Origin of the sequence: Microcoleus sp. PH2017_28_MFU_U_A, assembly GCF_020738035.1 — a bacterium.
GTDB lineage: Bacteria > Cyanobacteriota > Cyanobacteriia > Cyanobacteriales > Microcoleaceae > Microcoleus.
Window position 1 is genome coordinate 64582 of record NZ_JAEQCX010000033.1, and the last position, 26612, is coordinate 91193.

General features: G+C 45.6%; 22 protein-coding genes and 1 tRNA gene. 16 read left to right on the forward strand and 7 right to left on the reverse strand.

The annotated features are described in order from the left end of the window. Nucleotides 1-122: 122 nt before the first annotated feature. From JGK14_RS05845 to JGK14_RS05870, 6 genes are all read left to right on the forward strand, one after another. Nucleotides 123-905, forward strand: coding sequence for a class I SAM-dependent methyltransferase (locus tag JGK14_RS05845; RefSeq protein WP_293228984.1), 783 nt, complete (start codon nt 123-125; stop codon nt 903-905). Between the two features lie 167 nt (nt 906-1072). After that, on the forward strand, nt 1073-1660 hold the full coding sequence (locus JGK14_RS05850; RefSeq protein WP_293228982.1) for a Uma2 family endonuclease: 588 nt from the start codon (nt 1073-1075) through the stop codon (nt 1658-1660). A gap of 1426 nt (nt 1661-3086) precedes the next feature. Further along, complete coding sequence (locus tag JGK14_RS05855; protein WP_293274767.1) at nt 3087-4484, forward strand: CmpA/NrtA family ABC transporter substrate-binding protein; 1398 nt, start codon at nt 3087-3089, stop codon at nt 4482-4484. A 190-nt stretch (nt 4485-4674) separates the two neighbouring features. Then, the gene (ntrB, locus tag JGK14_RS05860) at nt 4675-5520 is read left to right on the forward strand and encodes a nitrate ABC transporter permease (protein ID WP_293176951.1); all 846 of its coding nucleotides are present in this window, start codon (nt 4675-4677) and stop codon (nt 5518-5520) included. 389 nt (nt 5521-5909) lie between these two features. Beyond that, nucleotides 5910-7910, forward strand: coding sequence for an ABC transporter ATP-binding/substrate-binding protein (locus tag JGK14_RS05865; RefSeq protein ID WP_293228980.1), 2001 nt, complete (start codon nt 5910-5912; stop codon nt 7908-7910). A 355-nt stretch (nt 7911-8265) separates the two neighbouring features. Beyond that, nucleotides 8266-9111, forward strand: a complete 846-nt coding sequence (locus JGK14_RS05870) for a nitrate ABC transporter ATP-binding protein (protein ID WP_293176947.1) — start codon at nt 8266-8268, stop codon at nt 9109-9111. 475 nt (nt 9112-9586) lie between these two features. On the opposite strand, the gene JGK14_RS05875 is transcribed toward JGK14_RS05870, so the two are convergent. The 4 genes from JGK14_RS05875 to thyD form a co-directional block, all read right to left on the reverse strand. After that, complete coding sequence (locus JGK14_RS05875) at nt 9587-10150, reverse strand: Uma2 family endonuclease (RefSeq protein ID WP_293197198.1); 564 nt, start codon at nt 10148-10150, stop codon at nt 9587-9589. 69 nt (nt 10151-10219) lie between these two features. Further along, entirely contained in the window at nt 10220-11587 is a 1368-nt protein-coding gene (locus tag JGK14_RS05880; RefSeq protein ID WP_325314848.1) for a DUF6745 domain-containing protein, read from the reverse strand. Between the two features lie 5 nt (nt 11588-11592). Then, the gene (locus JGK14_RS05885; protein ID WP_325314849.1) at nt 11593-11883 is read right to left on the reverse strand and encodes a hypothetical protein; all 291 of its coding nucleotides are present in this window, start codon (nt 11881-11883) and stop codon (nt 11593-11595) included. Between the two features lie 249 nt (nt 11884-12132). Next, on the reverse strand, nt 12133-13059 hold the full coding sequence (gene thyD / locus JGK14_RS05890; protein ID WP_293210928.1) for a thylakoid membrane protein ThyD: 927 nt from the start codon (nt 13057-13059) through the stop codon (nt 12133-12135). Nucleotides 13060-13208: 149 nt separating this feature from the next. Here thyD and JGK14_RS05895 point away from each other — a divergent pair, with 149 nt between their 5' ends. After that, nucleotides 13209-14840, forward strand: a complete 1632-nt coding sequence (locus JGK14_RS05895) for a DUF3352 domain-containing protein (protein WP_293242797.1) — start codon at nt 13209-13211, stop codon at nt 14838-14840. Nucleotides 14841-15521: 681 nt separating this feature from the next. Here the strand turns inward: JGK14_RS05895 and JGK14_RS05900 are convergent. From JGK14_RS05900 to JGK14_RS05910, 3 genes are all read right to left on the reverse strand, one after another. After that, complete coding sequence (locus tag JGK14_RS05900) at nt 15522-15719, reverse strand: hypothetical protein (protein ID WP_006632682.1); 198 nt, start codon at nt 15717-15719, stop codon at nt 15522-15524. 198 nt (nt 15720-15917) lie between these two features. Beyond that, nucleotides 15918-16334 (reverse strand): tetratricopeptide repeat protein, encoded by a 417-nt coding sequence (locus JGK14_RS05905; RefSeq protein ID WP_293186825.1) that lies wholly within the window; start codon nt 16332-16334, stop codon nt 15918-15920. 159 nt (nt 16335-16493) lie between these two features. Beyond that, complete coding sequence (locus JGK14_RS05910; protein ID WP_265238087.1) at nt 16494-16847, reverse strand: HesB/IscA family protein; 354 nt, start codon at nt 16845-16847, stop codon at nt 16494-16496. Nucleotides 16848-16902: 55 nt separating this feature from the next. On the opposite strand from JGK14_RS05910, the gene JGK14_RS05915 reads away from it, so the two are divergent. From JGK14_RS05915 to JGK14_RS05955, 9 genes are all read left to right on the forward strand, one after another. Continuing rightward, nucleotides 16903-17175, forward strand: a complete 273-nt coding sequence (locus JGK14_RS05915) for a hypothetical protein (protein WP_293225201.1) — start codon at nt 16903-16905, stop codon at nt 17173-17175. A 141-nt stretch (nt 17176-17316) separates the two neighbouring features. Beyond that, entirely contained in the window at nt 17317-18957 is a 1641-nt protein-coding gene (locus tag JGK14_RS05920) for a DUF6930 domain-containing protein (RefSeq protein ID WP_293186823.1), read from the forward strand. A gap of 155 nt (nt 18958-19112) precedes the next feature. Beyond that, the gene (locus tag JGK14_RS05925; protein ID WP_293192321.1) at nt 19113-19367 is read left to right on the forward strand and encodes a hypothetical protein; all 255 of its coding nucleotides are present in this window, start codon (nt 19113-19115) and stop codon (nt 19365-19367) included. Nucleotides 19368-19459: 92 nt separating this feature from the next. After that, entirely contained in the window at nt 19460-19729 is a 270-nt protein-coding gene (locus JGK14_RS05930; protein WP_293192319.1) for a type II toxin-antitoxin system PemK/MazF family toxin, read from the forward strand. 62 nt (nt 19730-19791) lie between these two features. Continuing rightward, the gene (gene zds / locus JGK14_RS05935) at nt 19792-21225 is read left to right on the forward strand and encodes a 9,9'-di-cis-zeta-carotene desaturase (protein WP_293197204.1); all 1434 of its coding nucleotides are present in this window, start codon (nt 19792-19794) and stop codon (nt 21223-21225) included. Nucleotides 21226-21474: 249 nt separating this feature from the next. Beyond that, the gene (locus JGK14_RS05940) at nt 21475-21921 is read left to right on the forward strand and encodes an SRPBCC family protein (protein ID WP_293186819.1); all 447 of its coding nucleotides are present in this window, start codon (nt 21475-21477) and stop codon (nt 21919-21921) included. 222 nt (nt 21922-22143) lie between these two features. Further along, on the forward strand, nt 22144-24162 hold the full coding sequence (locus JGK14_RS05945; RefSeq protein WP_325314850.1) for a serine/threonine-protein kinase: 2019 nt from the start codon (nt 22144-22146) through the stop codon (nt 24160-24162). Nucleotides 24163-24246: 84 nt separating this feature from the next. Then, nucleotides 24247-24320 (forward strand) — tRNA-Val (locus JGK14_RS05950). A 207-nt stretch (nt 24321-24527) separates the two neighbouring features. Further along, a complete protein-coding gene (locus JGK14_RS05955; protein ID WP_293186817.1) occupies nt 24528-26435 on the forward strand; it encodes an RNA-binding domain-containing protein in 1908 nt (635 codons plus the stop codon). Nucleotides 26436-26612: the final 177 nt, after the last annotated feature.

Sequence of the window (26612 nt, forward strand, 5' to 3'; positions counted from 1 at the left end):
AAACCCGCCCCTCTGGCTCGATTATGACGAAATGTTAAAGAGCTGTGCAGTAATGCAACAGGTGTGATATACTTTTTGTAGTTGAAAGCGAGCGAATAATCTGCAATTAATATTTTTTAGCTATGTATCCATCTTCTATAGCATCTTACTACAATAACCCTTTTTACTTTCATTTTCGCATTAAGCATTTAATATCAGAACTCCAATTGCGAGGAGATGAAAAAATTCTAGATGTGGGATGTGGAGACGGTAGAATAACAGCAGAAATTTCCCAATATTTGCCCCAAGGCTATGTTGTGGGTATTGATTGTTTTCCAGAAATTATAGAGTTTGCTAAGAGTAAGTTCGATCGGGAAAATTACCCGAATCTAGACTTTCAGTTAGGCGATGCGAGAAACCTTGAATTTGAAATGTCGTTCGATATTATCGTTTCTTTCGAGGCTCTTCATTATATCCACGATCATATTCCCGTACTAACAAGGTTTAAAAAAGCGCTCAAGCCTTCAGGTAAAATTTTACTATCGCTTTTAGGTGAAGGCTCTCCCACTTCTATTCAGTTTATAGCGCAAGAATTACTGCTGCATAGTAAGTGGCAAGAATTAAAAAAATTTCGTTATGGGTATTATTTGTCTAGCGAATATAGAGAAATATTAACAAAGGTGGGATTCTGTACAAATAGCGTAGAAGTTGTATCCTATTCGATTTCCGCTCGAAGCAAAAGAGAAGTAAAGCAACGAATTGAAAAAGATTGGCTTTCTTTGACTTCTCGGATACCTCCAGAAATTTACGATATTTTCATTGAGGATTTAGTAAATGCTTATATGGAACGCAATCCTCCCAACCAAAGCGGTTTAATTTTAAGTGAAGAAACAAGATTAGAAATTACAGCAAAAAACTTACCATAATAAAGTAATTGAAGACGATTTACGATCGCAGTCCATGCATAAGTCTTATATATTTTACATAAATTGTAAACTTTTAACATTTAATTTATGAGTTAGCTTAGACTGTAATTTACGCAGTTTAAATCAATTTAGTCTATAATATGATCAACATAGAACGCCGCTCAACTATGAACACAAATCTTGTCGAAAAACTCGATACTCAAACCGAACAACGCCTGATTCTACGAGGCATCAGTTGGCAGGACTATCTCACCATTGATTCTGTTCTCGAAGACGTACCGGGACTACGCCTCACCTATTGCCAAGGACTGCTTGAAGTTATGACCCTATCTCCCAGACACGAACGCGAAAAAACAACCATCGGTCGCCTTTTGGAAACCTATGCCCTTGCTAAAGATTTGGATCTACATGGTTGCGGTTCTACCACCTATCGCAACGAAGCAGAAGCCAGGGGATTAGAACCCGATGAGTGCTATTGTGTCGGGGAATTAAAGGATATTCCAGATTTTGCGATCGAAGTTATTGTGACTAGCGGTGGCATCGATAAATTACAGGTATATTTAGGTTTAAATGTGTCTGAAGTTTGGTTTTGGCAAGATGGGCAATTCTCGCTTTATCGATCGCAAAGTGGCACGTATCAAAAATGCGAGAAGAGCGAATTTTTCCCCGAACTCGATTTGACTTTACTGGCTAGCTTCGTTCAGCCAGATAATCAGCCCGCTGCGGTTCGAGAATTTTTTAATAGCTTGCATTGAATGCTAACTGTTTACTCGTTCCCAGGCTCTGCCTCCAATTTTCCTTCTTGCTTGCTACAATTAATCACAAGATAATTTGCGCGATCGTAGAAGCGGTTTTTACCAACCATCTATGTTTAAAACTCAGCATCTCGTAAACCCGCCCCTCTTAGCGAACCGACAATTTATGGTTTAGTAGAAATGGCGCGATCGCGCAAATAAACCCACAATAAGATCGTCATAGATAAACACAAGAAACTTTCCAAACAAATAACCACCAAGGACTCCACCACGCGCCAGTTTGTGCTTCGACAATATCTGAGCAACCAAACAATAAAAAAATATGGTGGTAATCAGGCGATAAATTCTGGTTTTTTCTGATGTTTTTACGGCATCAAGAGCGAAACCAATAGCAAAGCACAACCAGATAAAGGCTTCAATATAATTGCCTTTTACATAAATTGTTACTAAAGATTTAGATTGCGTTTTAGCTTGTTATAAAGAAGCCGGATTTGTCATGATTTGCCATGAATAAGCACCACCTATTCCGAGCAAAATAAATAGAATTGTTAGTCTGATTGCTGCACCTTTTGTGAGCTTCATAATTAAAAGTTAATCGTGTCTTGCCCACCATACGATACTTAGAGGGAATTTTCGATGGTAAGACGGTTCAAATTTTGATCGTTAAATAGAAGTCTGCTGAAGCAAGAAGTCAGAATTTACAAGTCAGAAGAAATATACAGCAAGCTTTTTAGCGTTCCATATTTTATGTTTAATTAAGTAACGAAGTCGAGTGGGTGCGACCTGCCCTACGGCTACTACTCAGCTTTCTACTCAAAACTTAATTTTTTTTCTCATTTTTTTCTCATTTTTTTCTCATATAGTCCCACCGCCTCCACGGGCGATCGCTCGTGGAGGCAGATACTCAACCGCTTATATAACATTTTTAAAATTATGTCAACATACCAAAAGTATGAGATTTGCAAAATCCTTGATAAAAATGAGAAGACCGGCTGCTGGTAACTGCCCAAAAGCTTACAGCGCAAGTTTTTTGTCAAATATGGGCGATCGGTGAAACCATCGGGCCACACCAAGGACTACTTAATAAAACGCAACATCCTACAACATATACTTATCATTTAAATTTAATATTTGTTTTATAATCACAGCAAGAGTACGGTAAACTGAATAAACAAGCCAATTAAATGTAGAACTCGCTTTTGGCGAGTTAACACAACTTGGCCGATCGCAATATTGAGTTAATCAAAAGAGTCAAATCAGCAGGGATATCATAAAAACTTATTGTTACCATAAGTTTTTTCATCCTTACTGCCAACCTGCGCTTAAAACAGTTCTCTAAGCCGAATTTAGCGAACAGCAATAAAGTGCTTTGATAAACTTCAGTGATGTCGTTACAGAAGATTATGTATTGGAGCGAGGCTAGGCTATGACCAAATTTTCAGAAAAATTTTCTCGGCGCAAATTTATAGTTACAGCAGGTGCATCTGCCGTCAGTTCCATACTGCTCAAAGGCTGTTTGGGAAATCCGCCCGAGCCCGGTGGAACTGCTGATGGTGGTGCTGGTGGGGCTGGAGGAGCCCCTGCTGCCACATCAGCGGTTGCGGTTGCCAACGAGAAAAGAGTAGAAGGCATCGAAAGCACGAAGATTACATTGGGATATATCCCGATCGTCGAATCAGCGCCTTTAATTATTGCCCAAGAAAAAGGCTTCTTTGCCAAATACGGCATGGTAGATGTCAAAGTCGCCAAACAAGCCAACTGGGGTTCGGCCCGAGACAACGTAGAAATCGGCTCAGCAGGCGGTGGTATAGATGGCGGGCAGTGGCAAATGCCGATGCCATACTTGATTAGCAAAGGCCTGATCACCAAGAATAAAGCCGGCATCCCAATGTACGTGCTGTTACAGCTAAACACTCAGGGAAATGGAATTGCGATCGCTGCCAAACACGAAGGTAAAGGCCTCGGACTCAAACTAGAAAAATCCGCCCAAGACTACATCCTCGGACTCAAGAAAGCAGGTACGCCCTTCAAAGCAGCCTACACTTTTCCCAAAGCCAACCAAGATTTATGGATTCGCTACTGGCTAGCAGCTAACGGCATCAATCCCGACGTAGATGTCGAGTTGCTAACAGTACCGGCGGCCCAAACCGTGGCCAACATGAAAACCGGCAGCATGGACGGTTTCAGTACAGGTGACCCCTGGCCCCTACGGATTGTCAAAGAAAAAATTGGCTTCTTGTCCGCTTTAACTGCCGAAATGTGGAAAGGACATCCAGAAGAATACCTCGCAATTCGCGGCGACTGGGTAGACAAACACCCCAAAGCTACCGAAGCGCTGTTAGCAGGAATAATTGAAGCGCAGCAGTGGTGCGACAAACCAGAAAATCGTGCGGAATTGGTGTCGATTGTTTCTGGCAAAAACTTCTTTGACGTAGCTCCTGGAGTGTTGCTTCCTCCTTATGAAGGCAAGTATATCATGGGCGACGGCAAGCCCGAAATCAACGACTTCAAAATGAGTACGCTGTACTGGAATGATGGAGTCGGCAACGTTTCCTATCCCTACAAGAGCCACGATTTGTGGTTCTTAACCGAAAGCGTCCGCTGGGGTTTCTTGCCAACAAAAACCTTGGCAGATTCTAAGACAATCATCGATAAAGTCAACCGAGGAGATTTGTGGAAAGCTGCGGCTAAATTAGCCGGAGTTGCTGAAGCTGACATTCCGGCAAAATCGACTCGTGGTGTTGAGAAGTTCTTCGACGGCAAAGAATTTAACCCGGACAAGCCCGAAGATTACATCAAGAGTCTGGCAATTAAAAAAGCGTGATGGGTTAAACAGTTGACAGTTGACAGTTGACAGTTGACAGTTGACAACACAGTTTTTAGAAGCGTGCGATTTAAACCTCGTTCTAAAAACAATCCGCTTCCGTGGGGATGCGAGACCATTGTTAGTTGGTAAAAGCTTCGCATAACTTAAGTCTCGAAAAAAAACAGCAGAAACACAGGAGATTAGCAAGATGGCTGTCAGCACAAATCGGAGAGGCGGAGTCGATGTCCAAGGAGTTCTTGGCGAGTTTTGGAAAAAGAATTCGTCAAATATATTGCCGCCAATTTTAGGACTTTTAGGGTTCCTGCTAATTTGGCAATTCCTGTCGGGTACAGGAATCATCAAGTTGCCACCCCCAACTAGCGTTTGGACTGACGAACGGACGCGGATTTTGTTGATGTATCCTTTCATGAACTCCAAAACCTACGGAGTCGGCTTATTTTGGCAGACTATGGCTAGTTTGGAACGGGTAGCAAAAGGCTACACTCTCGCGGCCGCTGTGGGCATTAGCATGGGAGTTGTGGTAGGTACGAATCCCTTCCTGAACAAGGCTTTAGACCCGATTTTCCAGTTTTTGCGGATGGTAGCACCTTTGGCTTGGGTACCGATCGCCCTGGCTGCACTTCAACAAAACGAACCGGCTGCTTTGTTCGTGATTTTCATTACCTCTGTTTGGCCGATTTTAATCAACACGGCTGAAGGTGTCCGCCAAATTCCTGACGATTACAACAACGTGGCGAAAGTGCTGCAACTTACTCAGAAGGAATATTACATCAATATCTTGTTTCCGTCGGCGCTTCCTTATATCTTCACCGGATTGAGAATTGCGATCGGTTTGGCTTGGCTGGCGATTATTGCAGCGGAAATCGTGATGTCCGGGATTACAGGTATTGGCTTCTTTATTTGGAATGCTTACCAGCAAAACTACATCAGTGAAATTCTCTTGGCGGTGTTCTACATTGGGGCTGTTGGTTTGATGCTCGATCGCCTGATGGCATGGTTGCAGCAAAAAATTGCTCCCTCTCAAGGCAAATAAAAACAGTTGATAGTTGACAGTTGACAGTTGACAGTTGACGGTTGATAGTTGACAGTTGACGGTTGATAGTTGACAGTTGACAGTTGTTAGCTAAAAGCTAATATCAAGTCCGGTAAAATAACTGGGAACCCATATCCAAGAGGATCTGCCTCGGCTGGAAAATCGAGGCAGAGCCTCCTGATTATGTGTTACCAGGCTGTGCCTGATAACGAGTTAAAGGAGTAGCAGAACTTCAGTCCTCAGCTTTTTAAAAGAATAGAACTGAAGTCCTCACTACGAACCAATATTATTATTGCAGTTGGGCGATCGGCATAATATAAAAGCTAACGGTCAACAGTCAAAAATAATCGAAAAATCAAGGACAAACCTACAAAAAAGGCAAGAAAACCATGTCAGTTTTGATTGCGGTAGAACAAGTCGGAAAAACATTTAATTTAACAGACGGCGGTACATACGTAGCCCTCAAAGGGATCGACTTAGAAATTAAAAAAGGAGAATTTATCTCCTTAGTCGGACACTCGGGTTGTGGCAAATCCACTCTGCTAAATATGGTGGCAGGTTTGGATCTGCCCACAGAAGGATTGGTGACGATCGACGGACAAAGAATCACTCAGCCGGGCCCCGATCGCATGGTGGTGTTCCAAAACTATTCGCTGCTACCTTGGCGGACAGTCAGAGAAAACATCACCCTGGCCGTAGACTCAGTAATGAGCGGCTTAGCTAAAGCCGAGCGCCTCGACATCATCCAAAAACACATCGAGATGGTGGGCTTGGGCCCCCACGCCGAGAAGCAACCGGCACTACTATCAGGCGGACAAAAACAGCGCGTGGCGATCGCCCGTGCCCTAGCCCTGCGTCCCAAACTGTTACTCTTAGACGAACCCTTCGGCGCCCTAGACGCTTTGACTCGCGGCAACTTGCAAGAAAAGTTGATGGAAATTTGCCAAGAGTATGAAATCAGCGCCCTGATGGTAACGCACGACGTAGATGAAGCGGTGCTGCTGAGCGATCGCATCGTCATGCTCACCAACGGCCCAGAATCGAAAATTGGCGGCATCCTCGAAGTAGACATCCCCCGCCCCCGGGTACGTATGGAAGTAGTCTCGCACCCCAGCTACTACGCGCTGCGGAGTGAAATGATTTACTTCCTCAACCAGCAGAAACGGGTGAAAAAACTGCGCGCGCGGAAAGTACCGGCGATCGCCCGCCACGGCCTAGAAAAAGTCAACCTCGAACTCGGCTTTATCCCCCTGGCAGCCTGCGCTCCCCTCGCGATCGCCAAAGAAAAAGGCTTATTTGCCAAACACGGCCTCGATGAAGTCCACCTCGTGCGCGAAACAAGCTGGCGCGGCATCGTAGACGGCATCGCCGCCGGATACCTAGACGCAGCCCAAATGCCCTCTGGGATGGCAGCGTGGTTGAGCTTAGGAGGCCACCAAGAGAAGCCCATAGCAACCGTTACAGCCCTCACCATGAGCCGCAACGGCAACGGAATTACCCTGGCCCGTCGCTTCTACGACCAAGGAATCTACACTCTGGCAGATTTCAAAGAAATGCTGCACAGAACCCCCGCCCAAACTCACCGCATGGGCATCGTTCACCCTTCATCGATGCACAACCTGCTGCTGCGCTACTGGCTGGCTTCCGGCGGAATTGACCCAGATCATGATGTTTCACTGAAAAACATCCCTCCAGCCCAGATGATTGTGGACTTGCAAGGTGGGACGATTGACGGTTTCTGCGTCGGCGAACCTTGGAACTTGCGCGCGGCGATGGAAGGAGTCGGCTTTACCGTGGCTACGGATTTGGAACTGTGGCCTGGACACCCGGCAAAAATTCTGGGAGTTCGGGAAGACTGGGCGAATGCTTACCCCAACACTCACATTGCTCTAGTGAAAGCTTTGCTAGAAGCTTGTCACTATTGCAGCGATCCGGCCCACGCTCAAGAAGTTTCCGAAATTGTGGCGGGACGGGAGTACGTCGCTACTGACAAGAGTTACATCCAAATTGGCGATTCCAAATCTACTGCTTGCGATCTTGATACTCCGATGCGGGAATACGCTCACCACTTGTTCGCCGGCGACGGGGTGAACCGCCCAAGCCGTACCGAACAGTTGTGGCACATGGTACAGATGGCGCGTTGGGGCGATACAGTCTTCCCCCGCAACTGGGTAGAAATTCTGGAACGGGTGGTGCGAGTCGGCCCCTTCAGTACAGCAGCGCGCGAGCTGGGAATGTCTGATATTACTTACACTCGGGGTTCTCTCCGCTTGTTTGATGGCTCGGTGTTTAATGCTGAAGATCCGATCGGCTATCTCAACAATCTAGCGATTAAACGCGATTACACGATGGCTGAAGTGATTCTGGATTCGGGCCGCAGAGCTGCTTAGGATCTGTTGAGTGTCCGCCCCAGCCGGTGGAATGCTTTCCACCGGCCAAATGTCTAATGGTGCTCTGTGAGTTTTGAGATATCAAAAGGTGAAAAAATTGCTTAGTTCTCGATCGCCCCTGTCAAAGACTTATCAACTCACAAGTCAGACAAGAGGAATCAGAAATCACAGCGATTGATTGCATTGTTGAGAGCGAAGCGGCACAATTATATAATTGATGCAAAAGTCTTGCAATTTAAACTCAATACTGAAAATATACAGGGAACTCGAAAATCTACAGTCTCGACTCGCAGCTCACCATTCAAAACTCCATTATTTGCTATCGCTAATCACCTACTAACGGCTTCTCAAACCCATGATTAATACTGCTGTCAACCAGACAAACACCAAAACCCAGAGCCAGCAACCAAACGATCGCCGCCAGCCTTTTTTGGTGATGGACAATGTTTATAAAGTATATCCAAACGGTTACAGAGCATTAGAAAACGTTAACTTGACCGTAGCTGAGGGAGAGTTTATTACTCTGATCGGACACTCCGGCTGCGGCAAATCAACACTGTTAAATATGGTGTCCGGTTTTAGCCATCCCAGCGAAGGCACCGTGTCGATTAACGGGCAGCGGATCGAAAAGCCAGGCCCCGATCGCATGGTAGTGTTTCAAGGTTACGCTTTACTGCCTTGGCGGACTGTGTTTGAAAACGTTTACATTGCCGTTAACGCTGTATTTCCCGAGAAGTCGAAAGCCGAAAAAAATGCGATCGTCAAAGATCATTTGGCAATGGTGGGACTGACAGAAGCTGCTGAGAAAAGACCTCCGCAAATTTCCGGCGGTATGAAACAACGGGTTTCCATCGCCCGCGCCTTAGCAATTCGTCCCAAGGTGCTGATTTTGGACGAACCCTTTGGTGCTCTCGACGCAATTACTAAGGAAGAATTGCAGGAAGAATTGCTGAAAATCTGGAACGATCACCGCTGTACAGTGTTGATGATTACTCACGATATTGACGAAGCGCTGTTTTTGGCCGATCGACTCGTGATGATGACTAACGGCCCATCAGCAACGATTGGCGAGGTTTTGGAGATTCCTTTCCCACGTCCGCGCGATCGGGTACAAATGATGGAAGATCCCGAATACTACAACCTGCGGAACTACGCCCTAGACTTCCTCTTCCGCCGCTTCGCTCACGATCACGACGCTTAAACCCTTGGAGATTGGGGATTGCTGGCAAAATAAAGCTCCAGCATTTCCCCACTTGCAGGGAAACATCGCTGTGTGCGAAATTTTCCCGATCTGCTTGGGTAAACTGGAGCTTAATTGTTGAGGATAAGTTTTTCCGGAAGATTTGGATCTTTTTCTCAACTTTTACGTCAATCGGCTAAGAGACCCGATTGCCTAGCTGTCTGTAAGCTGGCATGAATTTAGCCCACCTTTGACTGAAGGCGGGCTTCTTTCTTATCTTATTAACAGTTTTTCCTAAATTGATGGTTTGTGCATTCCACCATTTTAAGTGGCACAGGGCCAATGTTGATTAGTGTTTTATGGATTAAGTTTTTGGCAAAGATATCAGTTTTCTGTAGGGAAACGGCACTGCCGTGTCCTGCGCGGGGATCTGCCACTGTTAAGAATTGGTCTAAGATTGATGATTCTAGCAAGACTTTTTTAAATTCGTATTAAATCAATTAATTTTCAACCAATTAAACAACTCGGCTGCGGATAACTGCCAATCGCCCAACACGCTAAGAACAGGTAAAATATCCGTATCTGATTTAACCTCAGGCAATTGATTCGGTTGAAAAACTATTACTGATTTATCGCTCGGATCGGCAAACCAACCCAATTTAGTACCGTGATTGATCGAAAAAATTATTTTTTTTATCACCTGATTTGGAGATTGGTCAGGTGACAAAATTTCAATTATCCAATCCGGTGGAATTTCAAAGCGGTTGGCAATTTCTCCATCTTCATCAACGGGAATGCGAGACCACTCAAAAACAGCAATATCGGGAACGATCGATCGCCCCCCAAACGTACAGCGCAATTCGGGAAATGCACAGGCTAACTTTTGAGGTTCCCCAACCTCAGAAATTGCCTCCAGCAATCGTTTTTGCAATCGGCTATGTTTTCCTTGCGGCATAGGTTTTTGATAAATTTGACCGTCGATGTACTCGCTTGCTGGTTTAGTTTCGGGCAACTGCAAAAACTCTGCAAGAGAAATCGTTGATTTTGCTGCAACTACCATATATCGTATTTCCTGAAATCATCCTAATGAACAAATAATCTAAGGTTCTTGTATTTCTGCTGCTTGCATTCAAGTTTGCACGGAAAACTCTTCTGAGTCAATGTCCCAATTTACCCAGCGAATTGCCTCTTTTGCTGATACTACATCAGGAGGCACTCGCAACGAATGAATGTGTCCGGTGCTCGGACAGGTCATTTTTAACAAAAAAACTGGTAACGGCTGCCCAGATTCGTCGAAATCGTCCTCAAAATCTATTTTTAACAGAGTGTATTCTTGCCAACTATCTAATTCTGTGGCTTGCAACTCTGAGCAAATTCTAGCGTAACCAATTCCCTGAATTAACGCTCGCCGAAGTTCGGCATTTTCTTCCTCTAAAATCCATCGTGCTTCCCACTGATTCGGGTGTATTTGTCCGTATTTTTCCGGCAAATTTACTCCGTGATACGAGTAGAGTTTGTAACCGTCGGTAAATTCGATCGCACTTTCTCCTTCTGCGTGCAGTCGATCTTCACTGTCGAGGGATAGTTTTGAGGGGCGATCGCACACGCAGCAGACATCCTCAAATGCAAAAATCCACCCGCATTCAACTAAAAGCTGCTTCAAGCATTCAAAAGCTTTTTGTGCATCGGGGTTGATAAAAATTTTAATTACAGACACACAAAAGTCAGCTATGTAGATGGTCTTCAACAGAGAATTCATAACAGAATTCCAAGTAAATATCGACGTTGAATAGTTCAAATAGTCCGAAATATCTCGTCGCAATTCTTGTTCGAGCTGCCCCTCCCATCTAATTCCTGAAATACTCACAAGACTTTTCATGCAGTAAAAAAGCCGACAGGCTGATTTTATCTGTTGATAAAAACACACAAATAAATCAGTTTTATTAGTTAGAAATTCCAAACTTTTCAATTGTGCTATGGCGGAGTGAGGACTCGCACAAAAAATAATTTTTGGGCAAGTCTTGCCGAGAGTGGCGTAAGCAAATTCGATCGCTGCTGCGGCACGAGTGCGATCGACTCGCTCTGTAGAATTGACGGTAACTTTCCACAGAGATTGCAGGGGTGTTGAGTCTGGAAGCTGATTTTTTTCCAGCTTCAAATAATTTAATTTTGTCAGATATTGCAGTGGTATTAAGTCTGATATTTGATTGTTGTCCAGATTCAGATAAGTCAAATTGGTCAGAGATTGCAGGGGTGTTAAGTCTGATATTTGATTGTTGCCCAGCCCCAGATAAGTCAAATTCCTCAGAGATTGAAGGGGTGTTAAGTCTGATATTTGATTGTTGCTCAGGCCCAGATGAGTCAAATTCCTCAGAGATTGCAGGGGTGTTAAGTCTGATATTTGATTTGTGTTGAGATACAGCGTTGTCAAATTGGTTAAAGATTGCAGGGGTGTTAAGTCTGATATTTGATTTGTGTTGAGACACAGCGTTGTCAAATTGGTTAAAGATTGCAGGGGGGTGTTAAGTCTGATATTTGATTGTTTTCCAGATTCAGATCGATCAAATCGGTCAGAAATAGCAGGGCTGTGAGGTCTGATATCCGATCGCTTACAAAACTCAGAGAAGTTCTATTTGACAGGATTCGCTCAGCTTTATAACAGTAAGAAGTTCCTGCTCTTTTTAACAGCACTTCAACTGTATGTTTCGCTTCTTTTGAAAGACTATTTTTGTGAAAGCACCATTCGCCAAAGCTAGTGCAAATAATTGGTTGGTTTGCTTGTGGTTCTGGCATAGTAAATTCCGATTCTATTTTGGTAAAATTTCAGTCGGCCTGTCCGTCAGTTCCGCAGTCCGGCAGGGGTTTAAACCCCTGCCTCATAGCTTAAGTCGGTTAAAACCGACTGGAATTAATCGATTGTTGGTAGTTGATGTGATTGATTGTTGAGTGGGATGATTTATTTGAAGGAACGAGGCATAGCCTTTGGATATGCGTTCCCAGGCAGAAGAGCCGGGGAACGAGGGATATCTAAAAATGCAGGATTTAATTACCAGCCAAAATCTCTTCTAGAGCCAACTTCAGCATCGGATACTGATATTGAAAACCGCTAGCCAAAGTTTGTTTCGGCAAAACTTTCTGCCCTTCCAAAACAACTTTAGCGCCGTCTCCCAACAGCATTTCTAAAGCAAAACCTGGCACCGGCAACCAAGAAGGCCGACTTAAAACTTCCCCTAAAGTTTGGCACAATTCATTCATCCGCACTGGATTCGGTGCTGTCGCATTCAAAACGCCTTGAACTTGCGAATTTTGCAAAGAATACAAAATTAAATCAACCACATCCTCGCGGTGAATCCAAGAAAACCACTGTTTTCCTGTGCCAATTGGGCCGCCTGCAAATAGTTTAAAAGGTGGCAGCATTTTTGCTAGCGCGCCTCCCATTCCCAAAACTATTCCCAGCCGCAAAATTGCTAGCCTTGTGCCTGCATTTTTGGCAGGTTGGGCCGCAGCTTCCCAGTCTTTGCAAACTGCTGCTAAAAAATCGTTTCCCGCAGGGCTGCTTTCGTCAAACTCAGCGGTTTCGCTGGTTCCGTAATAGCCGATCGCCGATGCGCTCACAAACACCGATGGTTTAGGATTAGCATTGACGATCGCCTCTACCAATTTTGCCGTCGTCAATCTGCGACTGTCGAGAATCGCTTGCTGGCGCGCCTCCGTCCACCTTTCCTCCGCAATCGGCACCCCAGCTAAATTAACCACAGCGTCGCAGCCCGCGATCGAATTTTGCCAATCACCAGACTCCGCCGGAGTGTAGGCGACAACATCCAAATTTGGATAAGCCGAAGCCGGGAAAACTCGCCCAGCTTTCGCCGCATCTCTACTCAAAACCACCACTTGATGTCCGGCTGCTTGCAGCTTCTCCACCAGCCGGCTACCTACAAATCCCGTTGCTCCCGCGATCGCTACTTTCATATTTCTTCCCGCACTTCATCTCAACAGCAGTTTACACGATCGCCCAAACCCGTTTTAAATTCTATAAAAATAAATAGCTAGTTCGATCGGCTCCCCACAAGCCCAGTGGATTTTCATTAAACTGATAAAGGACGCTAGGATCGAAAACAATGCCTGCAAAAAAACCAAAGCTTCTAATTGCTGCCGCCATCATTGCAGCAGGTAGCGCCGCGGTGTACCTTTACTTCCACGGTTTGAGCCAACAAGTCTCCAACCCCCAAGACAGCGCCAAAGTTGTACCCGACGAAGCAATGATGGCCGCCTTCATCTCCCCCAATCCCCAAGCACTGTCACAGTTGCAGCAATTCGGCACCCCGGGCGCTCAAAAGTTGGTCGGTGCGGGTTTGAAGGCCTTTCAAGAACAAAGCTTGGCAGGCACTCAAATCGACTTTGAGAGAGACTTAAAGCCCTGGCTGGGGGGCGTGATGGTGGCTTTGTTACCCCCAGATGCTACCGCTAAAACAGAGCCTCCTAAACTGCTCGTTGTAGTCAGTGTCAAAAATAAAATTAGTGCTTGGAATTTTGCTAATAAATTAAAATCTCAGGAAGGTGCCACAACTCAAGAAACTGAGTATAAAGGAGTTAAAATTTCTGAGATTGCAGAGCCAACGGGCAAGCGCTACAGTGTGGCTTTGTTGGACGATCAATTAGTGATGGCTCCTTTGAGAAAGCCTGTGGAAATGGCGATCGATACTTTTAAAGGACAGCCCTCCCTCGCTACCCAGAAGAGTACAACTAAGTTTTTTGCAGAGAGTGCTGGCGTACCGAATCCGATCGCAACTATTTACATTGCTGATTATCCTGCTGCAATCGAGCAATTAAAAACTAATTTGCCCGATGATTTTCAATTGCCTTCGACAGTGCTTTCACAGTTTAAACAAGTCAAGTCTTTGGTAGCGGGAATAGGGGCCGACAGTTCGGGATTGAGGGTGAAAACTATCGCTCGGTTAGATCCTAAATTCGGACAGCAAAAGCCGCCAGTCGGATCGAAATTGTTGCCCAGATTTCCCGGCGAAACCATTGCTTTAGTAGGGGGTAAGGGACTCGATCGCATTTGGTTGCAGGCGACGGCAGAGGCAAAAGATAGCCCGGAAGTTGACAGGGGCATTCAGCAGGTGAGAAGTAGTTTTAAACGCTTGGATTTGGATGCCGATCGTGATGTTTTTGGCTGGATGAATGGGGAATTTGCGATCGGGGCGATCGGTTCGGAGCAAGGTATTTTGTCTCAGTTGGGGATGGGGGCGGCGATGATTTTTGAAACGAGCGATCGCCCCGCAGCCGAAGCAACCCTCAAAAAACTCGATGCGATCGCCAAAAGCAATCCTACAGTCAGCGTCGCCCCCAGACAAGTCCAGGGAAAAGAGGTTACAGAGTGGCAAATACCGCAACAAGGAACCTTATTCGGGCACGGTTGGCTGAATGAAAATTCTGTATTTGTTGCCTTCGGCGGCCCTTTAGTTGATGTCATCACCACAGCGCCACCGCAACCATTAAGCAGCAGTCCGAGTTTTCAGGCGATCGCCACTGCTGTACCGCAGGCGAACCAAGGTTACTTTTATATAGATATGGAAAAAACCATGTCATGGGCGAACCGTTATTTGCTCGCTGTACAGCCCAATTTAGTTTCGCCGCCCGTTGCTGAAGTGCTCAATTCTCTCCGAGGAGTCAGCGTAGCCACAACTTCCACAGAACCGACAACTGCTCAGCTCGATCTGCTTTTTGCCTTCAAATCTAGCAATTAGGCGATCGGGAATTGGTCAACAGTTGACAGTTGACAGTTGACAGTTGACAGTTTGAGATCGACCTCTACCTAGAAGGAACAGGATTGAAACAGTGAATAATTTTGTTTTATTTCCTCCTCGAACGAGGAGGCTTTAAACCCATTATTCTTGGTAATCGGTAATTTGTAATTTTTCTATCAAATCTAGCAATTAGGCGATGGGGAATTGGGAATTGGTAATTGGTAATCGGGAATTGGGAATTGGTAATTGGTAATTGGTAATTGGTAATTGGTAATTGGTAATTGGTAATTGGTAATCGGTAATCGGTAATCGGTAATCGGTAATCGGTTATTGGGAATTCTATCCGTTACATCCGCTACACAACCCGTTGCCGAACTTCCTTACATTGGTTAGATCTCAATACGGTTTACTTAACGTTTTTTGTCATTGCGAGCGTCTTCGCGAAGCAATCGCAGGGTCTGTTTGTCAAATCGTTTTTCCTGGTGTACTGTCTTAAGTGAACTGTATTGGGTTAGATCTAGTACACTTCTGACTGATGACTGATGACTGCCCGACGGCAGGACTAATGACAACTGACAACTGACAACTGACAACTGACAACTGACAAAAAAAAAGTTGCTGCCTCTCCAGGGAGGGCAGCTACTCAAATAAAGCATTTTAATGTCTCTCAAAACTTCTGGATTAACCTTCAGACATTCCCGACTTATTCGGCAATTGCAAGTCATCAGGATCTACATAATGACAAACTGCTTTGTCCATGCAAATCAAGGCCCAGCCGGATTTATCGATGCTCATCAATTTGTAAGAAGCAGGCTGAATAAAGAAACCTTTGTGGTTGCGGGTTGCTGGTTTGATGTTAACGTGGCTGTCAGTGCTCATGTTCTTACAACTCCTAGTATTTATGGTAGTCAAGTCTGAAAACCGCTGTGCCGGTTTGTCGATCGTCTAAGTTTTCAAATACTAGCACTGACTTCCTGAGTTTTCCATAAAGTTATTTATTGATTTATTACGAGATCGTAATAAACCACAAACCCGATTTCCTTGATCCCCACCCCCAAATCGACATTGTTTGGGGGCTTACGCTTCCAGAAGCCACTGTTTCACGCGGGCGAGACTCTTCCAGTCCGGTTTGCGGCTTAATCCTTCTTCAAAATTTTTTGTAACTTCCTCTAACAACTCTTCGGAAGCCATCAGGAGTTGCTGAGCAACTTCTACGTGGGGGCGCACCCCTTTTTCTTTGAGATCCAGAATCGCGACTGCTAGGTTGATGCGAGCTTGGGCGTCGTGAGGGTTCAATTTAACCGCTGTTTTCGCTGCTTTTTGAGCCGATCCGGGTTTATTTTCCAAAAGGTAGAGCCACGCGAGGCTAGCCCAGGCATTGCCATTTTTGGGAGATTTCTCGCACAATTCTTTGAACACGGGGATCAGATTAGCAGGGGCTTCGCCAGCTTGGTAGCGATCGAAACCGTCTTTAAACATTTCTTCAGGGGTCATTCGATTTTGGATTTTGGATTTTAGATTTTAGATTGCTCGAAAGCATGGGGTGCGGGACAAAGGAAGCGCATCCGAGGCTGATTGTCGATCGCGATTGTCAGCAATTAGCTGGAGACCAATTACCAATGCCCATACCCATGCCCCAAGCAATTTTCCCATTTAAGCAGAAAAAGAACTGCCGCAGCCACAAGTTTGAGTAGCGTTGGGGTTGGTGAACTTAAAGCCACCGCCGATCATCGAATCGCTGAAGTCGAGCACCAAACCGTAGAGATAAAGAATGCTCTTGCGATCGCACACTACCTGAAAACCCTCGTAGTCGAACACTTCATCGTCAGATTTCACAGTGCTGGGGTCTGCGAAATCCATCACGTAAGACATACCAGAACAGCCGCCCTGCCGCACCCCTACGCGCAAGCAGAGGTCTTTACCTTGTTTTTCTCGAAGAGCTAAAACTTGACGAACAGCAGAGTCCGTCATTTGAATGCCCCGCTGTTGGGAAATCGCTTGAGTCATAATCTGTCGAACTCCTGAGACTGTCGAATGTTAAGAGTTTAATCTTATACCTCCATTGTACAGGGAAGGAAGAAGGAAGAAGGAAGAGGGAAGAAGGAAGAGGGAAGAAGTCATTAGTCATCAGTCATTAATTAGTGCGAGCGTCCCCGAAGAGCGAACGTTATCAGTATCAGTCATCAGTCAGTCACCTACTTTCCTGCCAACTGCCAACTGCCAACTGCCAACTGCCAACTGCCAACTGCCAACTGCCAACTGCCAACTGCCAACTGCTTTCGGAGTCAACTGTCAACTGTCAACTGTCAACTGTCAACTGAACGTTGAAGGCTGAATTTTTAGCCGGAAATTTTTAATTACGGTGAGACCTCATTTCCAAGCTTGATGTCCTCTCCCCCTATAGGGTTTATGATTGAGAAGCAGCGGTTGACCCTTTGTGGCACCGCAACAATGCTTCACCCAACGGGCTTACTCTATGGCAGCGCTGAATCGCTCTACTCTTCGTCGGCTACAAAACTTACCTCAAATTCCCAGCGTGTGGGAGGGCGACCGCCGACCGTTATCAAATGCTGACTCGCACATGATGCTAGAGGACGACGACGATCCAGAAGCTGGTGGCGAGTGTATTCTCTGGGTGGACGGCTCTGAAGGCATCGTCAGAGCAATGGACATGGTAGGCCCAGATGCGGGCCCAGAGGCGATCGTCCGCGCTCTCCTGCGGGCAATGGAACATCCCCAAAGTCCGGCCCCCGCAGTCCGCCCCCAAAAAATCGTAGTCAAAAATCGAGAAATTCAATTTTACCTGCGGGGAATACTTCAAGATTTAGGTATTTCCATTGACTACGTACCGGAATTGCCCTTAATTGATGAAATCTTTCGGGGCATGGAAGAGGTCGCTGTGAATCGGCCTCCCGAATTACCGCCTGAGTACGCCGAAGTGCTAATGGAAAAAGCCGCTCAAATTTGGCACGATGCTCCGTGGCGGACTTTGAGCGAACATCAAATTATATCTATTGAAATCAATCAGTGGGATGTCGCCAGCCTCTACGTATCCGTATTGGGCCAAGGGAGAATGGATTACGGAGTTTTGCTGTACCGATCTCTAGAATCCTTGAAGCGGTTTCGAGAGCGAGTTGTCAACGATGACTCTTTTGAAGATTTAGAACAGGCTTTTTTAGGGCAAGACTGTTTGTTTCTCACCTTTGAAAGCGCCGGCGAGCTTGATGAGGATGACGATGACGAAATTGATTTAGCCGATTTGCCTCCATCGGAAATTGAACCGAATTTTGGCAACCTGCATCCTTTAGAAGGATTGCGATCGATTCTTTACGAAGAAGAAGCCCTGACGATGTTAGTTGCTCTCGAAGCATTCCACCGCTTTTTCCACAACGGCCGCCGGAAATTGGCAGCAGACACATTTCCCGCTCTCAACAGTCGCTACCGCATCCCTGTTCCGCAGTCTGATGGAGAAATTCAACAGGTATCGGTTAAAGTTTCGACGATGCCTGAGGTGTCAGACGAATTATTACAGATGCTGGGCGATGACGATGACGATGAGGATGATGAATTTGAAATGCCACGGCTGCGGGACGATTTGGTGCCGCAAAATTCATTCTTGAGTCTGGGTGTCGTACCTTGGGAAACGGTAGATTTTCTACGCGGAAGTGTCCAGTTTCACGAAGGTGCAGAAGTCGATATTAATACCGCCGGGGATGGTTTGCCTGTAGTGATGATTCAAACTTCCAATCCCAAGGCTAAAACTATGATTCAAGATTTGAAAGAAGCTGGAGGGGTGAAGGCAATTTGTTTTAATCCGGGCGAAGATCCTTTTCAAGACGAGCAATACGACTTGGGTATTTTGCAAACAAAAAATGGGGAATTGTATTTGTTTGGCGAGTTTAATGAAAACGACCCGGTGCATCAGGAAGCTCGCAAAAAGTGGGAGCGCCGCTGTAAATCAACTAACGGTTGGTGCGGTTTGGTGATTGCTAAAGGGTTGATGGGTGCTTCTCGCGGTCAGCCTCAGTTTAAGGATATGGTCGCTTTGTTTGAGGTGCGCTGGGTTTCTCCTAAAGACTTAGGAATTGGGCCACTTCAGTTGATGCCGATGTTTTAAAGTCAGTTGTTAGTTGTTAGTTATTTGTTATTTGTTATTTGTTATTTGTTACTCGTGTGATGCTGCTAATAACCAATAACTAACAACCAATGATATTAGTCGCCAGTCAACAGTTAGCAGTCATTTTTTTATTTGAATTGGCAAGGAGAACGAACGTGTCAAATTCTACTCAAAAGCGAGAAGTGTTGGTCGCCCTTGATGCCGAGTTTGCTGATAAAATAGACCAGCTTACCGATAATTGGACGGAGGCGATCGAACAAGCTCTCCGTCTCTGGTACGCCAAGCAAATAGAAGATAAATTGCGGAAATTTTATCTCAACCGCAGTCAAGAAGATATTCAGGATGAAAAAGAGTGGTTTGATTTTGTAGAAGAACAGATAGAGGAAGCATGGAACGCCGATGGACTCTAATTCAATAACTACAACTTATCCCAGACAAGGAGAGATTTATCTTTCAAGGGCTTTGCGTCAGTTAGGAGATACAAAAAAAAAGACCTGTAGTTGTGGTTTCTCCTGACATCCGCAACGAGTTTAGCGATTCTGTGATTGTTGTTCCTTTCACAAGTAACCTTACAGGCGTAGATAATCCTAATCGCATCTTAATTCCGGCTGGTGAGGGAGGATTACAAGCTGATTCTTTAGCTGTCTGCGAAAATGTGTCTGCTTTGCGCCAGACTTATCTGGAACAAAGCCCTTACGGTGCAATTAGTGCGGATTTTTTGGCAAGAATTCAGAGAGGGGTGCAAGTGCCGATCGGCATTTACGCACTTTAGAATGTTTCGGAAACTCTAAAACTTGTTACAATTTGTAAAAATACTGGATAAGGATAGGTAAAATGCGGGTTGCGATCGCAGGTGCGGGACTGGCTGGAATGACCACAGCAGTCGATTTAGTGGATGCCGGCCACGAAGTAGAAATTTTTGAGTCCCGCCCTTTTGTCGGCGGCAAAGTCAGCAGTTGGGTAGATCCCGACGGGAATCACGTTGAAATGGGTTTGCACGTATTCTTCGGCTGCTATTATAACTTATTTGCCCTAATGAAAAAGGTGGGAGCTTTTGACGATTTGCTCCTCAAAGATCACGTCCACACTTTTATCAATCGAGGCGGCGAAACTGGTTCTTTGGATTTTCGCTTTCCCGTGGGTGCTCCTTTGCATGGTTTGAAGGCATTTTTCACTACATCCCAGCTAACGGTACAAGACAAAATTCAAAATGCGATCGCCCTGGGAACTAGCCCCATCGTCCGTGGTTTGATCGACTTTGAGGGAGCAATGAAAACTATCCGCAATTTGGATAAAATTAGCTTTGCTGACTGGTTTCGCAGTCAAGGGGGCAACCAAAACTCCCTCAAAAGAATGTGGAACCCGATCGCCTACGCACTAGGTTTTATCGACACCGAAAATATTTCTGCCCGGTGTATGTTGACAATCTTCCAATTCTTTGCCTCCAAAACCGAAGCCTCTGTCATGCGGATGCTGTCCGGTTCTCCCAACGAATATTTGCACAAACCAATTGTCGAATATTTGGAAAGTAAAGGAACCAAAATTTACACGCGGCGCCGAGTCCGAGAAATTCAGTTTGAAGAAGGCACAGAAACGCGCGTAACAGGTTTGCTAGTAGCTAACGGCGAAACTGAAGAACATATTACCGCAGACGCTTACGTTTTCGCCTGCGACGTGCCTGGAATTCAGAAAATATTGCCTCCAGCTTGGCGCAAATGGTCGGAATTTGACAACATTTATAAGTTAGATGCGGTACCTGTTGCGACAGTACAATTGCGGTTCGACGGTTGGGTAACGGAACTGGAAGATGAAGCCAAGCGCAAACAGTTGAGCCACGCTGTAGGCATCGATAATTTGCTATATTCAGCAGATGCAGATTTTTCTTGTTTTGCCGATTTGGCGCTGACAAGTCCTAAGGATTATTATAAAGAAGGACAAGGTTCTCTGTTGCAGTTGGTGCTGACACCGGGCGATCCGTTTATCAAACAAAGCAATGAGGCGATCGCCCAACACGTACTCAAGCAAGTTCAGGATTTATTCCCCTCAGCACGGGAATTAAATATGACTTGGTACAGTGTGGTTAAGCTCGCTCAATCTTTGTATCGGGAAGCGCCGGGAATGGATGTTTACCGCCCCGCTCAAAAAACTCCTGTTGCTAATTTCTTTTTAGCAGGAAGTTACACTCAGCAAGACTACATTGATAGCATGGAAGGTGCGACTCTTTCCGGTCATCAAGCGGCTAAGGCTATTCTGGAAACTTACAGTTAGTTGGCAGTTGATAGTTGGCAGTTGGCAGTTGGCATTAGTCGCTCCAGTGAAAAATGCTAAAAGCTAAAAGCTAATGATTTTCTCTCGTTTCCAGGCTCTGGCTGGGAATGCCTTGGAGGAGGCTCTGCCTCTGATATTCGCTTTTGAAAACCGAGGCGGAGCCTCTGGATATGCGTTACCAGGCCGAGCCTGGAAACGAGAAGAAACAATTCTTCAATCTAAAATCTAAAATCTAAAATCTAAAATCGAATGACTGATTGGTTAGAGCATAGTGTACAAGTAGAAGTGGCAATTCCTATCGAATTAGCGTGGGAACTTTGGTCTGACTTAGAGCAAATGCCGCGCTGGATGAAGTGGATAGAATCAGTTCGAGTTCTCGAAGAAGATCCAGAATTATCGCGCTGGAAACTTGCAACCGGGGGGTTACAATTTAGCTGGCTTTCTCGGATTCTCAAATTAGTGCCAAATCAGATAATTCAGTGGGAATCTGTAGACGGTTTGCCAAATCGCGGTGCGGTGCGGTTTTACGATCGCAAAAACAGCAGCATTGTCAAACTAACGGTGGCTTATGGAGTTCCCGGCTGGTTGGCAACATTGATGGACAATTCATTTGTAGGGCGAGTTGTTGAATCGACTATTCAGGCTGACTTGGAAAGGTTTAAAGAGTATGCTCTGAATGTTAAAGCTAGATCTTAAATGCTGCGGACTGAAGTCCTCACTACAAACTGGTTTGATCGTTCGGACTTCAGTCCTTTAATTTTAAATTGTAACGCGAGAGATAAGACTCGGCGGTTGAAACCGCGACTACACAAACGATGTCCGCCTCCGCGGACTAAGAAATAAAGGGGATATTTAAGTCGGATTTGGTATTGCCTCAGTATCATAGAAATATGCTGCTGATTGCTTCCCGGTTCAGTTATGAGTTATTGCCTAAACCCCGCCTGTCAAAACCCGCAAAATGCCGATCGAACTCAATTCTGCCTGAATTGCGGCACCAAACTGTTGCTCAGAGAGCGTTACCGCGCCATCAAACCCCTCGGTAGAGGCGGTTTTGGCCGTACTTTTTTAGCAGTAGACGAAGACAAACCCTCAAAACCGCGCTGTGCAATTAAACAGTTTTTCCCCCTATCCCAAGGAACCAGCAGCGCCGAAAAAGCAGCAGAATTATTCAACCGAGAAGCGGTGCGGCTGGACGAATTGGGGAAACACCCGCAAATTCCCGAATTGCTGGCGCACTTTCAGCAGGAACGATATCAGTATTTAGTGCAGGAATTTATAGAAGGTCAAAATTTACAGCAAGAATTGGCGGGGGCTGGGGCTTTTAGCGAAAATCAGATTCTCGGTATGCTGAATGATTTATTGCCAGTATTGCAGTTCGTGCACGATCGCAATGTAATTCACCGAGACATTAAACCACCTAACATTATCCGCCGCCGCGTTTCTCAAACTCCGATTATTTATACTTACCCAACACTAACCGGGGAATTAGTTTTAGTTGACTTTGGTGCTGCAAAACTTGTGGAGGGTTTGAGAGAAACAGGTACAGTGATTGGTTCGCCTGAATTCGTGGCGCCGGAACAAATTCGAGGTCAAGCGGTTTATGCTAGCGATTTGTATAGTTTGGGCGTAACTTGCATTTATTTACTGACTCAAATATCTCCGTTTGATTTGTTCGATATCAATCAAGATGTTTGGGTTTGGCGAGATTTTTTGAAGGTTCAAATCGATCCGAAATTAAGCCGCATCATCGACAGAATGATCGAACCGAGTCTCAGTCGCCGCTACAAATCTGTAGCTGAAGTTCTCCAAGATTTGCAGCCGAAGCAGTCGGGGGCGGGCACGCACCATCCACCGCCCCTACCAGCGCCTGCAATTCCCGTGCCACAGAGGATGCCTGCGGTGCAGAATGCCGTGCCACCAACGGTTGCAGGCACTATTATACCTGTGCCACCGATGCAGCGGGTTGTGCCAGCGCGCGCGCCTACTTGGAGGTGCGTTCATACTCTGGTAGGGCATTCCCATGCTGTTACGTCAGTAGCTTTCAGTCCTGATGGCGCGACTTTAGCTAGCGGGAGTGAGGATAAAACGATCGAGATGTGGAATTTGCACGGGGGTAAGCGGTGGTATACTCTCACGGGTCATTCTGACTGGGTGACTTCTGTGGCGTTTAGTCCTGATGGGGCGACTTTGGCTAGCGGTGGCCGGGATAAAACAATTCAAATTTGGGATTTGAATAAGGGTAAGTGGTGGTATGCTTTGCGCGGTCATGAGGATCGGGTTTATGCTGTGGCCTTTAGTCCCGACGGTCAGGTTTTGGCGACGGGGAGTCGGGACAAGACTGTGCAGTTGTGGAATTTGAATAAGGGTAGGCCGATGTCGGCTTTGAATGGTCACGTCGGTGGGGTTGAGGCTGTGGCTTTTAGTCCTGGTGGGGAGTTTTTGGCGACGGGGAGTCGGGATAAGAGTTTGCAGTTGTGGGATTGGCGCAATGGTCGATCGATTTGTACTTTAGCAGAGCACGGGGATTGGGTGCGGGCGATCGCCTTTGCTGCGAACTTCCCCAGCCAGGGCGGGCACGGGGGCACCGCCCCTACAAGGGGGGGAGTAGGAGAAGGATCGATTTTGGTTAGTGGGAGTCGGGATGGTACAGCGAAGCTGTGGCGGGTGGACGCACAGGGGCGAGGTACGCTGCTGCGGAGTATGAGGGACAATTCTGGGGATGTTTTGTGTGTGGCGTTAAGCCGGGATGGTGGGTTTTTGGCGACGGGGAGTCGGGATGGTTCGATTTATTTGTGGGATACGGCTACGGGGGGTTTGCTGGAACTTCTGACGGGACACGGGGGGGAGGTTTTGTCGGTGGCCTTTAGTGCTGATGCGGGGTGTTTGGCTAGCGGTTCGGGCGATCGAACTGTGAAGATTTGGCGGGTTGGGAATTAGGGGTGGTGGCTGTGGGTGGCTTGAAAAATTTTATATTTATGCTTGACAATCCATCTAATGTTCTGCTACATTGGTAATTCGTGAGGACGCATAGCTCAGTTGGTTAGAGCACTACGTTGACATCGTAGGGGTCACTGGTTCGAGTCCAGTTGTGTCCATAGTTTTTTAAGCCTTATGGCTACGACATTTAGGACTCTGACTTAATGTATAGTAACAAAATATTTATCACTGATAACATACTTAATCGCGCTGGCAGCGATCGACTCTTGTTGGTCTGTGGGTTTGAGCTTTGAAATACTGGCAGCGCTCAAACGCCTTTATGAGAAAGAACTGGAGTTTACTCACCCTGCTTCAGAGATAAGGAAATGGATTTAGAAACATTACTCGATCGCATAAACCTTGGAGAAGACCAAGACATTGAATTTAAGTCTGCTGACGGTGGTTTTCCCAAAAGTAGTTGGGAAACAGTATCAGCATTTGCCAATACAGATGGTGGTTATATTGTTCTAGGTGTCACGGAAAATCGAAATGGGTTCGAGATTTCAGGTGTCCGTAACCCCAGTGTACTATTAAAAGAATTTTGGAACAATCATAACAATCTGCAAAAACTCAGCACTCCTATCTGTTTTAACTCCGATCTAGAACAACTAGAGATTGAAACTAATAAGTTAGTCATTATTAAAGTGCCAAGAGCGACTCGGACACAGCGACCAGTTTATATTAACAATAATCCCTTAACAGGCACATATAAACGCAATTATGAAGGGGATTATCGTTGCACTGATGCTGAAATCCGTCAAATGTTGCGCGATGCCAGTGATGCACCTCAAGATATCCAAATTTTAGAAGGTTTCGACCTTAGTGATATCGATACAGAAACATTAAAATCCTTTCGTCAACGGTTTAGCTCTAGAGAACCAGATCATCCTTGGCTGGCATTACATGATTCGGATTTGTTGCGTCAGTTAGGGGGATGGAGTCGCGATCGCAGCACGGGTCAAGAAGGGTTAACTATTGCTGGTTTGCTCATGTTTGGTCGCGAACGTAGTATTTTAGATGCACTGTCTCACTACCAACTTGATTATCAGGAGCAACTTTCTGACGATCCAGAAACACGATGGACTTACAGACTAACACTTGACGGCAAGTGGGAACCTAACTTGTTTAATTTTTACTATCGTGTTTATACTCGTGTAGTTAATGATTTAGAAGTTCCTTTCCAACTCGACAAAGATGCCATACGTCGTGGCGAAACTCATGTCCATGAAGCATTGCGAGAGGCTTTGGTCAATACTCTTATTCATGCCGATTATCAATCTACTCGCCCTTTAAAAATTACCAAGTATAAAAATGGTTTTTCGTTTTCCAATCCGGGTCGTCTGAGAATTTCTATTCAGCAGCTTTACGAAGGCGGCGTTAGCGATCCTCGCAATCCTAATTTGCAAAAAATGTTTCAAATGCTTGGCTTAGGAGAAAAAGCAGGATCGGGCTTTAGAAAGATGATCCGCGCATGGATAGAGCAGCAATGGTTTCCTTTGGTATCAGAGAAATTAGAGTTAGAGATGACTTTGGTTGCTTTACCAATGGTGAGCATGATTCCCGAAAATGTCGAAACAGAGTTAAGGGAAATTGTGGGAGATGACTATTGCGAATTGACCGAATTAGAGCGGATTATTTTGATACTGGCACATCAATCAGGAGAAATTAGCAATGCTGACATTCAGTGTTATAGTCGAGAACATCCCAGAGATATAGGGGAATGTCTCAAGCAATTCGTAAATAATGGTTGGTTAGAGCGCTCTGGTCGTGGTCGCGGAACTCAGTACGCTCTACCAAATAAAAGTCAACCTGATTTACTTTCCTTGATTCCAAGCTCCGTGCATAATGAGCCAAGCTCCGTGCATAACGAGTCAAGCTCCGTGCATAATTACTCAAGCTCCGTGCATAATGAGTCAAGCTCCGTGCATAATGATGAAAATTTCTTTTTACTAGAAATAGCTGCTCCGGTTCGAGAAAAGCAACGGGCAAGTCCAGAGTTGATGAGAAACACGATTCTGAAACTTTGCTCGGAAAGATATTTAACTGTCAAAAGATTAGCTGAACTATTGAATCGCAGTTCTGAAACAATTAGGACTCATTTTATTAATCCAATGTTGTCAGAAAAATTACTAGAACTCAAATATCCTGATGAACCAACTCATCCTCAGCAAGCATACAGAACTTTATTGTCTCAAGGAATCAGCAATATTTCTGATACTCCGCCATCTTTTTAAACCTCACAAAACCTCCTTGACACCAGCCATCCGCCCACAACGCGGGAATCTTAAACTTCGCCCCACAGTTGGGACATTCCGATCGGTACGCCTCTAATCGCCGATTTAGCGGACAAGAGTGGAAAACCCATACATATAACCATCATTGCGGTGAACAGTTTTGCAGTATTTGTGACG